Source organism: Sutcliffiella halmapala, from assembly GCF_050107295.1.
In the GTDB taxonomy this organism is placed as follows: Bacteria; Bacillota; Bacilli; order Bacillales; family Bacillaceae_I; genus Sutcliffiella_A; species Sutcliffiella_A halmapala_A.
The window spans coordinates 270,696-282,655 of record NZ_JBNIKR010000003.1 but is presented as its reverse complement, the minus strand read 5'-3'; the positions used below and the strand labels follow the sequence as shown (position 1 = coordinate 282,655).

General features: G+C 44.6%; 9 protein-coding genes. 8 read left to right on the top strand and 1 reads right to left on the bottom strand.

The annotated features are described in order from the left end of the window. Position 1: 1 nt before the first annotated feature. The 5 genes from nuoN (at position 2) to spoIID (ending at position 6,183) form a co-directional block, all read left to right on the top strand. Positions 2–1,531, top strand: coding sequence for an NADH-quinone oxidoreductase subunit NuoN (gene nuoN / locus ACQCT5_RS07200; RefSeq protein ID WP_499640441.1), 1,530 nt, complete (start codon positions 2–4; stop codon positions 1,529–1,531). A 221-nt stretch (positions 1,532–1,752) separates the two neighbouring features. After that, complete coding sequence (locus tag ACQCT5_RS07195) at positions 1,753–1,983, top strand: DUF1146 family protein (protein ID WP_499640439.1); 231 nt, start codon at positions 1,753–1,755, stop codon at positions 1,981–1,983. Positions 1,984–2,684: 701 nt separating this feature from the next. Then, positions 2,685–3,482 carry a YwmB family TATA-box binding protein gene (locus ACQCT5_RS07190; RefSeq protein WP_499640437.1) on the top strand — a complete coding sequence of 266 codons (798 nt, stop codon included), beginning with the start codon at positions 2,685–2,687 and terminating at the stop codon, positions 3,480–3,482. Between the two features lie 32 nt (positions 3,483–3,514). Continuing rightward, complete coding sequence (gene murA, locus ACQCT5_RS07185) at positions 3,515–4,819, top strand: UDP-N-acetylglucosamine 1-carboxyvinyltransferase (RefSeq protein WP_499640435.1); 1,305 nt, start codon at positions 3,515–3,517, stop codon at positions 4,817–4,819. Between the two features lie 338 nt (positions 4,820–5,157). Next, entirely contained in the window at positions 5,158–6,183 is a 1,026-nt protein-coding gene (spoIID, locus tag ACQCT5_RS07180; protein WP_499640433.1) for a stage II sporulation protein D, read from the top strand. A 24-nt stretch (positions 6,184–6,207) separates the two neighbouring features. Here the strand turns inward: spoIID and ACQCT5_RS07175 are convergent, their stop codons facing one another. Next, complete coding sequence (locus ACQCT5_RS07175; RefSeq protein WP_499640431.1) at positions 6,208–6,657, bottom strand: VanZ family protein; 450 nt, start codon at positions 6,655–6,657, stop codon at positions 6,208–6,210. A gap of 516 nt (positions 6,658–7,173) precedes the next feature. On the opposite strand from ACQCT5_RS07175, the gene spoIIQ reads away from it, so the two are divergent. The 3 genes from spoIIQ (at position 7,174) to ACQCT5_RS07160 (ending at position 11,958) form a co-directional block, all read left to right on the top strand. Beyond that, complete coding sequence (gene spoIIQ / locus ACQCT5_RS07170) at positions 7,174–8,022, top strand: stage II sporulation protein SpoIIQ (RefSeq protein WP_499640429.1); 849 nt, start codon at positions 7,174–7,176, stop codon at positions 8,020–8,022. A gap of 197 nt (positions 8,023–8,219) precedes the next feature. Beyond that, entirely contained in the window at positions 8,220–9,635 is a 1,416-nt protein-coding gene (locus tag ACQCT5_RS07165) for a PTS mannitol transporter subunit IIBC (protein WP_499640427.1), read from the top strand. 199 nt (positions 9,636–9,834) lie between these two features. Next, positions 9,835–11,958, top strand: a complete 2,124-nt coding sequence (locus tag ACQCT5_RS07160; RefSeq protein WP_499640425.1) for a BglG family transcription antiterminator — start codon at positions 9,835–9,837, stop codon at positions 11,956–11,958. The last annotated feature ends 2 nt before the right edge of the window (positions 11,959–11,960 follow it).

Genomic DNA, 11,960 nt, shown 5'->3' with positions numbered 1-11,960 from the left:
GATGGATTTAGATACGCTGCTCAGCTTTGAGTGGGGAGCAATGGCACCGGAATTCATCATCCTTGGTGTAATCACTCTTTTAACTCTGTTAGATCTATTCATGCCAAAAGACGTGGACCGACGCATCCTCGGATGGATCGGGTTTGCAGGGATTTTGGCTGCGATTGTCTTTGTGGTTCTGTCCTACTTTGATGAGGGCGGGGTCACAAGCATCCTTTTTGAAACCTATCGATTGGACAGCTTTGCAAAAGGCTTCAAGCTGCTGTTACTGGCTGGTTCGGCACTTGTGATGCTGATGGCAGTCAGCTACGAACCGAAGGAAGGCTTGAAGGAATATCGCGGGGAATTTTATTATTTACTTTTGGCAGGAACCCTTGGGACCATGTTCATGGCGTCAAGCGGCGACCTGATTACCTTGTTTGTGGGATTGGAGCTATTGTCTCTGTCCTCTTACGTGCTGGCTGGACTGCGTAAAAAGAATTTGAAGTCCAACGAAGCGGCGATGAAATATGTCATCAACGGCGGAATCGCCACTGCCATCACACTATTCGGGATGAGTTATGTGTACGGATTGACCGGCACGACCAACCTGTTGGAGATGCAGCAGATCCTGATGCAAACCCGTGCCGGTGACCTGCAATTCCTGTTGATGATCGCATTTGTCATGATGTTTGTCGGATTATCCTTTAAACTCGCCACCGCCCCGTTCCATATGTGGGCGCCGGACGTGTACCAAGGTTCACCGACACCTGTTACGGCATTCCTTGCGGTCGTTTCCAAAACTGCCGGCTTTGTCATCATCGCACGATTGTTCATTTCACTGTTCCTGATGACGCCTGCTGCAGCGGAAGAGAACTCGATGCTCTTCTCGCTAAAAGATATGATAGCAGTACTTGCAGTCGTGTCGATGGTAGTCGGGAATGCGGTTGCTTTGCGTCAGCGCAACGTCAAAAGAATGCTCGCCTACTCTGGGATCGCACACGCAGGTTACCTGCTTGTCGCAATAAGCTCGATCAACCTGTTGTTCCTTTTTGAAACAATGTGGTTCTACTTGGCGGCTTACCTTCTGATGAACATTGGTGCATTGGCAGTACTGCAGGTGCTTACATCGAAGGAAGATTCCGAAGATCTGAGCCAATTCGCCGGATTGTACCGACGCTCGCCGGTGTTGGCTGTGCTGATGAGCATCTTCCTATTATCACTTGCCGGAATCCCCGGAACAGCCGGATTCATCGGGAAGCTTGGGATTTTTGTCGGCGCGATCACCGAACCGTCCAAGGCGTACGTCCTTGCATCGGTGCTGATCGCAACTACCGTCATCTCGTATTTTTACTATTTCGGTATCATGACACAAATGTTCTTCCGTCCCGCAGCAAACCAAGAGAAAATCACCGTACCAGTGGGAATCTGGATAACGGTCATCCTCTGTGCGCTCGGGACCATCGCACTTGGAATCATGCCAGGCCTGGCACTCGACTTCTACAACGGAAACCTCGACGTGCTCATGGACTTCTTCGCACCTGGCAGATGATATAACTAACTATATGCTTAGGCAATCGGTTTGAAAGTGAAAAGGGGTATATGTTTTAATGTGAGAAGGAGCATGGGGATGTGCTCCTTCTTTTTTAGGGGCCTGACCCGCTGTGCGTTAAAGTGCTAAAGGGACGGTTTCCTCCAAACACTTTTATGATTTCAAGTGCGGAAAAAAGTATACATAAATAATGATTACGAATTGGAGAGAGGAGATGCAGTATGGTTGATATTGGCGTACAATCATTGATCAGCATCCTGTCGCATCTGCTTTTCATCAGCGTCACCTGGTGGGCGCTGCAGGCGATCAACTACGAAAAATGGATGAAGCCGAACCGCGTGATGCAGATGAGACTGCTGCTTATACTTGTGACAATTGCGATCGGATCAACGGTGAGTAATTTCTTTTTGGATTACCTGTTCTTATCGCAGCGATTGCCGATGATGTGGTAGGCAGGAAAGAAACGTTTATAAAGTTAGGAGCCGAGGCGAAGTGGTGTGCCTCGGCTTTTTGATTTGTTTAGGGGGGCTGTATTAGAAGCGGAGCGGCGAGTGGGCTGTCGGCGGGATGGCCAATTAGCGAATCGGGGTGAATCGGGGAATGACGGATTATGCCGAAGATTGCGTTTTGTGCATATCACTTTCATTTTTGAGCGCAAATCAAAATTTTTGAGCGAATCGACATGATTTTTCATCGCAAATTGAAATAATTGTGCAAATCCTCGTCATTTTTGAGCATAAGCACGCATTTGGCGTAGTCGCTGACCATTTCAACCTAAGAAAATGGAGCTAATCCTCGTGAAAACACTAAAAACAGTTACCCAACACCATTTTTAACGACACCCCTTCAACCCTTAAAGATCCAAATCCACCAAACCCCTGGGAATATACTCCATAGAAGCCCAAACCCATGCAAAAAGTCCTGCCATAAGCTGACATCAGTCAACAAAAAATAAAAATATAAAAATTGTGCGCCTTTCGACATATGACGAAAATCTCCTGCCGGGGTCTGGCCCCTATTTGATGTTTTTTCAAACTCTTGCGGCCTTCTCCCTATGAGAAATTTGACGATTATTCCCATGTATGACGCTGCTTTAGGTGGTAAGAATGGATAATAAGGAGAGAAGAGAGAAAGGGACGTGGGGGATATGAAGATGAGAACGATTTGGAGCGGTGAAACGGGGAAGAAGATGGTGCAGCGGGTAATTAGTTTGATTTTTATTTTGGTAATATGTTTTACTGGGGTAATTCTTGGGAATGAAAGAAGCAGAGCTCAATTACCAAACGAAATCAGTACTGAGATACTTGAAATTGCTCAAGTTTTTCAAGAGAAAGAAATTAATATTAGAGAGTGGAAACTTTATGGCAGAAACAACGTCTATAAAATTAGGGATTTAGTAGGTTTTCAAAAAGAGGTAAATGGTTTAAAACAGAAGATGGGCCATTTAAACTGGACTGTGGAAGTGGAAGAGGATCAGTGGAAAGCGATTGGAACTCATTATAACGATTCATTAAAGCAGGAAGAATCCCTTCAGCTCATCACAACCCACACAAACTCAGCCCCAACATCGTACTTATTATATGAGGTCACTGGATATGGTTGGGAAAATACCTCGGCTAGGGAGATACTAAAGGACTTCCATTCTAATTTTACCAATATTTCTCAAGAGAACATTGAAATATTTAGTTGTATGACAGGCGATTTCAGTGATAAAATTGAAGGTGGTTTGCAAAATACGACAAATATTTTGCTGGACGCATTTTCAGCAAGTGTAATCGAAGAGTTGAATGAAGATACCTTTGTTTCAGTTTCAGCATACACTGAATTATGGAATAATGTTCTTCCGACACATCATGGAAAGATGAACTTACAAATTGGGTTACGAAAACAAGGATTGGGCGATAAGACTACCGTGATTGTAGGCACGCCAATTATTACTGTTGAATATTAATATATAGAACATATGACGCGGAGGGGAAAATTTTGGAAAAAATTATCGTCCGCGGCGGACAAAGGTTGAAAGGTACTGTAAAAGTAGAGGGAGCAAAAAATGCAGTACTACCTGTTATCGCCGCAACATTATTAGCTAGCAAAGGCAAATGCGAAATCTTAAATGTACCAGAGCTCTCCGACGTTTATACGATTAACGAGGTTTTGCGTTTTCTTAATGCCGATGTTGATTTTGAAAATAATCGTATAACTGTCGATGCAACGAGAGAGTTGAATATCGAAGCACCATTTGAATATGTAAGAAAGATGCGTGCATCTGTACTTGTAATGGGTTCACTGCTTGCTCGTAACGGAAAAGCGAAAATTGCTTTGCCTGGAGGATGTGCAATCGGTTCTAGACCGGTTGATCAGCATTTAAAAGGATTCGAAGCGATGGGTGCGAAAGTGAAAGTAGGAAATGGTTATATCGACGCTGAAGTAGACGGAAGACTAAAAGGCGCGAAAATATATTTGGATTTCCCAAGTGTAGGGGCTACGGAAAATATCATGATGGCGGCGACGCTTGCAGAAGGTACGACTATCATGGAAAACGTAGCAAAAGAGCCGGAAATCGTGGACTTGGCGAACTTCTTGAACTCCATGGGAGCGAAAGTTCGTGGCGCGGGTACTGGAACATTAAGAATTGAAGGTGTGTCTGAGCTTCACGGCTGCAAACACGACATCATCCCTGACCGCATTGAAGCAGGTACTTTCATGGTAGCAGCTGCAATCACAGGCGGAGACGTAATCGTTGAAGGCGCAGTACCGGAACACTCCAGCTCACTTATTGCCAAAATGGAAGAAATGGGCGTTAAATTCGAAGAAGTCGAAAACGGATTACGTGTTATCGGACCTGAAAAGCTGAAGGCGATTGACATCAAAACAATGCCTCACCCTGGATTCCCGACTGATATGCAATCTCAAATGATGTCTCTTCTACTAGCGGCTGAAGGCACAAGTATGATCACGGAAACTGTATTCGAAAATCGTTTCATGCACGTGGAAGAATTCCGCCGCATGAATGGTGACATCAAGATTGAAGGTCGTTCTGTTGTAATAAACGGACCATCAAACTTACAGGGTGCAGAAGTAGCGGCGACAGACTTGCGTGCAGCAGCAGCATTAACCTTGGCGGGATTAATTGCAGATGGATATACACGCGTTACAGAACTGAAACACCTAGATCGCGGCTACGTGAACTTCCACAACAAGCTAGCAGCACTTGGTGCAGACATCGAACGCGTAAGCTCAATGGAACAAGAACAAACAGTCATCCTTGAGCAGATCAAAGAAGCATAAACCTTCCTAATAACATATATTCTACGAAGAGGGTCAAACTCCTGCCGGGGTCTGGCCCTCTTTTTCATCTTTTTTAATTTTTTTCACCTCATTTATTATGGATTGTTCTATTATTTTTATTCTACTTTTTTTAAGAAAATGCATTTTCACAGGAATGTAACATTTTCCAGTTATGCGTAATGTGATGGGAATATTTTTTTTCTTCCGCTTTGCTTCTTATAGAAACGGCTAGCCAAAACTTGCCCAGTTTTTAGTCATAATTGCTTGTCCCCTCCCATAAGAATGAAAGAGTAAAGGTGCTTACAACTACTCAATTTTTTTAACGGAGGTTCGACGCTATGAGAAACTTAAAACCATTCATCGTACTAACATCCATCCTTTTCGTCATGGTATTAATGATACCAACATTGCTAGTCATGCCGTTCACCGACAAAGTGAGTGGAAAACTCGCCGAAGAACTCCAGAACAAGCAGCAGGTTCAGACATCAGTAACGGAATCACCCATCGATGTAGCGGTGTACCGTGCGAATAAAGATGTAATTGAAAACATTCCATTGGAAGAGTACGTGGTGGGGGTGGTGGCCTCAGAAATGCCTGCAGAGTTTGAAGAAGAGGCATTAAAGGCACAGGCGCTCGCTGCTCGAACATTTATTTTAAGGCACCTATTGGCAGGGGAGAAGATTGGGACGCCAGAGGGTGCTGATGTGACGGATACGGTGAATCATCAGGTGTATAAAGGGATTGAGGAACTTAAAGTACAGTGGGATGAACCAGGTGAATATGATGCTAAAATTAAGAAAATAACTGAAGCCGTAACGGCCACCGCCGGCAAGATCCTTACCTATAACAATGAACCGATTACCGCAAGCTTCTTCTCCACAAGCAACGGGAAAACGGAAAACTCGGAGGAATACTGGCCAAACGAAATTCCTTACTTACGAAGCGTGGAAAGCCCATGGGACATTGATACACCAAAATTCCTGAAGCAGGTCAGCCTATCTGTTGCCGATTTCCAAAATAAACTCGGCGTTCAGCTCGGCTCGGATAGTACGGTAGGGAAGATCACCGCCCGCACCACCGGAAACCGGGTCGACACGGTCGAGATCAACGGCAAGCAGCTGACAGGAAGGGAAGTCCGCGAAAAGCTGAAGCTGCAATCAAGCGACTTCAGTTGGGAGCGGAAGGGCGACAACATCGTCATCACCACAAAAGGCTACGGGCATGGCGTCGGGATGAGCCAGTACGGCGCGAATGGCATGGCGCTCGAGGGGAAAAAGCATTCGGATATTGTGGCGCATTACTATAAAGGCGTTGAGATCGGAAGTGCGGAGCAGTATTTGACGAAGCTGACGGCGAAGCAATAATATAATGGAAAAAACCCGTATCATTTATTTGAGTGATACGGGCTTTTTGAATTTGTTTTCGATTTTTCGTAAAAGGTTTCCTAGCTGCTTGAAGCGGTTTCCGAAGTAAGCATGATGTATGAAGAAATATGCTATGAGTACGCCGATTGTGTCCTTCACGAAGTCGATCACAGTTGCCGACCGCGCAGGGACGAATGATTGGTGGATTTCGTCTGTGAGGCCGTAGGCGATGGCGATGGCCGCGCAAAGTATGTTAGTTTTTGTTGTGAGTTTACCGTCTATAAGGAAGAATAGAGCGAGCATGACGTACAGGATCCCAAATTCAATGAGATGGAGTGATTCTTTGAATGCATTGTCCCAGGACATTCCGGTGTCGACGAACGAGTCTGCAGGATTGCTGGATAGTAACCAGATGAGTGCCATGTAGGCGAAGGGTGCGAGTTTTAAACAAAATCTGATTGTATTGCGAAACATATTTGATGCTCCTTTATTATATATGTTGTTATGGCTTCATTGAGCGACTTGAGGTTTCAAAGGATTTATGAGACCATCAAACCCGAGAAATTGTGAGATGGTGGGATTAAAAGCAGTTTATGAGAACATCAAATCCGAGAAATTGTGAGATGATCGTATCAAAAGCAGTTTTTGAGACCATCAAATCGAGTCATCAGTGAAATGGCGGTATCATAAAGTGATAATGAGACCATCAAACTCAAGAATTAACAAAATGGCGGTATCAAAACCGAAACTCAACACTCTAATCATACCAAAACTCTATACTATTCGACACCCATCCCGCATCTCCTGCCGGGGTCTGGCCCCAAATTTTGGCCCCAAATTTAACTCAAAGTTATCCCCCTCAAAAAAAACTTTCCCCCCTCATGCATAATTCCGCATACTTTGAAGGAAAATAAGTTTTTAAAATTTTTTTCGTCTGTGTGTATATTATTCTCTGATTCTGTTCAGAATGATTGCTGAGGTGATGATACAATGAGAGAGGAAGAAAAGAAACGGACTTCTCAAAATTCAAATTGGCAGCGTTTAATGAAAAAGCGTTGGGTATTCCCAGCAATCTATCTAGCTAGCGCAGCAATCATTTTGACAGCGGTTTTGATGTTCCAAGCAGGTAACACGGAAACAAATCCAGAGGATGAAAACAACAACGGACAAGGACCAACTACTTCATACAATGAAGACGATGCAGTAGAGGTTAACCGTCCAGTCGAAAACTTCGTAATGCCGGTAACGGACAAAAATTCCGCAGTGATCGAAAAGCAATTCTGGGATGCAGATGCGTCCAAGGAAGAGCAAGAGGCATCTTTCGTATACTACAATGGTATGTACCATCCAAACACTGGGGTAGATATCAAGATGAAAGATGGCGAAACGTTTGACGTCGTAGCATCTTTAAGTGGAACTGTCATTCGTGCAGAAGAAGATTCGCTTTTAGGTAATGTTGTAGAAATCGAGCATTTGAATGGTGTTAAAACTTACTACCAAGCACTTTCCAATGTAACAGTTAAAGCTGGAGATTTCGTTGACCAAGGCCAAAAGATCGCAGAAGCAGGCACAAGCCTGATGAACAAGGATTCCGTCCACGTTCACTTTGAAATCCGCAAAGATTCTGTAGCAGTAAATCCTACTGAGTACTTTGACAGACCGGTAACAGCACTTCTTGACGAAGAGGGACAAGCTTCCGAAGAGAGCAGCGAGCCGGCTGACGAGCAGGAAAAAAAGCCAGCTGAAGGCGAAGACAAGCCTGAAGACGGAGAAGAAAAAGAAGGCGACGAAGGAACTGATTCCGAAGAGGAAGAAGAAAACGTCAGCTATCTAACTTAATTACGAAGTCTTGTAAAATAAATGATTGCGAGAGCACCCCTCCTGATGAGTGGGTGCTTTTTTCTTGTCACTTTTCCCTTTCCCCTTTCTTTAAAAATGTCAACAACCACATTGCCAAATAGGACTTTACTATCAGTGGATTATCCAATGAAACCGCTTTAATATAAAGATAAGAAATGACAAGGGGGGCATAAAATATGAGCTCTAATAATTCAAATTCTAATTATAAAGTGAAAATACAGCGTTTTGGCAGTCATCTGAGTGGTATGATCATGCCTAATATCGGAGCATTTATTGCTTGGGGGTTGATTACGGCATTATTTATACCAACTGGTTGGTGGCCAAATGAAGAATTGGCAACATTGGTTGGACCGATGATCAATTACCTGCTGCCGATCTTGATTGGTTTTACAGGTGGACGCATGGTCTATGACTTGCGAGGTGGGGTAGTTGGTGCCACTGCGACAATGGGTGTCATCGTTGGGGCGGACATCCCGATGTTCCTTGGGGCAATGGTAATGGGACCTCTTGGGGGCTATGCAATCAAGAAGTTTGATAAAGCCATTGAGGGCAAAGTGAAGCAAGGGTTCGAAATGCTGATCAACAACTTCTCAGCTGGGATTATCGCCGGAATTCTTACGATTATCGGATTCAAGGCAATCGGACCAATCGTATTAACGTTGAACAAAACATTGGCAGCCGGAGTAGAAACACTGGTTGATGCAAACTTACTGCCACTAGCGAGCATTCTGATTGAGCCGGCAAAAGTGCTTTTCTTGAACAACGCCATCAATCATGGAATCCTCGGTCCAATCGGAATTGAACAGGCTGCCCGAGAAGGAATGTCCATACTGTTCCTGCTTGAAGCGAACCCTGGACCAGGTCTTGGTATCCTCTTGGCATTCATGGTTTTCGGAAAAGGAATGGCAAAACAGTCCGCTTCCGGTGCGACCATCATTCATTTCTTCGGAGGGATTCACGAAATCTACTTCCCGTATATTCTGATGAAGCCGGCACTTATTTTAGCGGCAATCGGTGGGGGGGCATCTGGCGTATTCACCCTACTATTGTTCAATGGTGGATTGGTCGCAGCGCCGTCACCAGGAAGTATTTTTGCAGTAATGGCCTTGACGCCTAGAGGCGGCTTCCTACCGGTTATTGCAGGTGTGCTAGTTGCTTCTGTTGTATCGTTCCTGATTGCATCCGTTATTTTAAAAGGATCAAAGGAAATCGACGAAACAGAACTTGCAAAAGCGACAGAAAAAACTTCCGAATTAAAAGGAAAAGAAAGCAGAGCCTCTGTACTGGTTAAAAAAGAAGAAACACCTGTCGAAGAGAAAGAAGTAAACAAAATCATTTTTGCATGTGATGCAGGCATGGGCTCGAGCGCAATGGGAGCCTCCATCATGAAGAACAAAATGAAAAAGGCGGGACTTTCCATTGATGTCGCAAACTCGTCCATCAATAATATCCCGATGGATGCTGACATTGTCATCACGCATAAAGATCTAACCGATCGTGCAAAAGCAAAACATCCAGAAGCAAAACATATTTCTGTAGAGAACTTCTTGAACAGCCCGAAATATGATGAGCTTATCGAAAAATTGAAATAACCACAAAGAGGGACGGAGCTCATTAGCTCTGTCCTTTCTTTTTGCTCCAGGCACGAAGTTCTTTTTAAAAAATGGCAACAACTATTCCGCCGAATCTGTATTTTCCTTCTGTTGAACCTATAAGAATGCTGGCGTATGATTAAACTATCAACATAGTAATTAAATTTTGTCATCATCCAAGTGTATTGGAGTGAGCGCTATGTACGTTACTGCCAGAGAGCGGCAGATACTCGAGATACTGCTATCGTCAGAGAAAGAAATGACGGTGAGGGATCTCGCGGATGAAATCGATGTCAGTACCCGCACCATCCATCGTGACCTGAAGGATGTTGAGGATATTTTAAAGAATTATGACCTGTCACTGATTAAAAAATCAGGTGTGGGTGTACAAATCATAGGGGATAAAAAGAATATAGAAGATTTAAAGCTGTTTTTGTTCAAGGTGGACCACAATCAGTATACCGCCGAGGAGCGGCATGTCATCATTTTATGCACACTTCTTGAGTCAGTGGAGCCGGTCAAACTCATTGCCCTGGCCAACGATCTGAATGTCACCATCGCGACCATCAGCAATGATCTGAACAAGGTTGAGGAGCGGCTGCACAGGATGGGCAATTTATCGCTCATCCGTAAAAGAGGGTATGGGGTCGAGATAACCGGCGATGAATCTGCGAAAAGAAAAGCGATGAGCAAGGTCATCACAGAAAATGTGGATGAATATGAACTTCTTTCCCTGATACGGGAGAATTTACAGAAGAAATCCACGCCGAGTGACTCCATTTCGGAGCGGCTACTCGGCCTGGTGGATAAAAATAATCTGCTTATCGTGGAACGGGCCGTGGATGATATCAATAGAGAGCTTCCTTATTCGATAGCAGACAGTGCCTATATGGGTCTGGTCGTCCACCTTGCCTTGGCAATGGAACGAATCCTGCGCGGAGAAAATATCTCCATGGATCAGCACTATTTGGCGACACTTCAGGAAACACCCGAATTCAAGGTCGCGGAGAAAATTCTCGACAAGCTGGAAAGGGTGTACCAAAAGGTGATTCCGACAGCGGAGACAGGGTATATCACCATGCATCTCCTTGGTGCCAAGCTCCGGCAGGACAAAGAATATTTTATAGAAGATACGGGACTGCAGGATGCGATACGGGCAAAGAATCTGATCCGCTTTGTGGAGACGAAGGTGCACCAGGAGCTATCGGATAACCAGTCCCTCCTACAGGGATTGATGGCGCACTTAGGGCCAGCGCTTTTCCGGATCAAACAAAATATGGGGATCAGCAATCCTTTGTTGACGAGAATCAAAATGGAATACACGGAGTTGTTTTCCATCGTCAAAGAGGGCGTTGAGATTGCTTTCCCGGACCTTGATGTGCCAGAAGAGGAAATTGGCTTTCTGGTGATGCATTTCGGGTCTGCGCTGTTGAACATTCATCAGCGGAAGCCGTTGCGGGCACTCGTGGTGTGCTCTACAGGGATCGGAACGTCCAAGATGCTGGCTACGAGGCTGCAAAAGGAAATTCCTGATATCAAAATCTGTAAAAATGTCTCCCTGTTTGAGATGCAGCAGACCGATTACGAAAACTATGACCTTATCATTTCCACGATTCGGCTTCCTGAGATCGAAAAAGAATACTTGATCGTCAATCCGATGCTGACGGAAAAAGAAGTCGAGAAAATCAAACAGTTTATCCATCAGCAGACGAAAAAGAAGCTGCTGGAAATAGGAGACTATCAAAAAATAGCACAAGAGCTGCAGGAGCTGCCCAGAGAACTTGTGGCAGAAAACATGAACAAACTATCTCGCTATGCAGAAACGATTTCAACGGTTCTCGCAGGCTTTACTGTTTTAGAGAATGATCAAGAACTAACTATTCATGAGGCGTTAAGCGAGACCTGCCATCACATGGAGAAAAAAGGGACTCTCTTGTCGGCTAATGAAGTTCTAAGTGACCTGCTGGAGCGGGAAAAGCTTGGCGGACTGGGGATACCTGATACGAAGCTGGCGCTATTCCATGCAAAAAGTGGTGCTGTCAAAGAGCCGGCATTTACGGTATTTGCGCTCCAACAACCGCTTGCAACAAGAGGAATGGATCAATCCGAAATGGAAGTAGCGTCCCTTTTGGTACTGCTGTCTCCAGAAAGCATCCAGCACGAGTCCTTGGAGGTGCTTAGTCAGATAAGCGCCATCATCATCGAAAACGAACAGAGCATATCCCGGTTCGAATCACAAGATGAACAATCAATGGGAAAATTTTTGGCTGCAAAGCTGCATCAATTTTTTCAAGAAAAACTAACAGAACTAAGGAGTGTTTAACC

Coding starts and splice junctions, on each gene's coding strand:
- spoIIQ (WP_499640429.1), top strand. CDS start 7,174: ATGAGAGAGGAAGAAAAGAAACGGACTTCTCAAAATTCAAATTGGCAG.
- ACQCT5_RS07195 (WP_499640439.1), top strand. CDS start 1,753: ATGGTTGATATTGGCGTACAATCATTGATCAGCATCCTGTCGCATCTG.
- ACQCT5_RS07165 (WP_499640427.1), top strand. CDS start 8,220: ATGAGCTCTAATAATTCAAATTCTAATTATAAAGTGAAAATACAGCGT.
- ACQCT5_RS07175 (WP_499640431.1), bottom strand. CDS start 6,657: ATGTTTCGCAATACAATCAGATTTTGTTTAAAACTCGCACCCTTCGCC.
- spoIID (WP_499640433.1), top strand. CDS start 5,158: ATGAGAAACTTAAAACCATTCATCGTACTAACATCCATCCTTTTCGTC.
- ACQCT5_RS07190 (WP_499640437.1), top strand. CDS start 2,685: ATGAGAACGATTTGGAGCGGTGAAACGGGGAAGAAGATGGTGCAGCGG.
- nuoN (WP_499640441.1), top strand. CDS start 2: ATGGATTTAGATACGCTGCTCAGCTTTGAGTGGGGAGCAATGGCACCG.
- ACQCT5_RS07160 (WP_499640425.1), top strand. CDS start 9,835: ATGTACGTTACTGCCAGAGAGCGGCAGATACTCGAGATACTGCTATCG.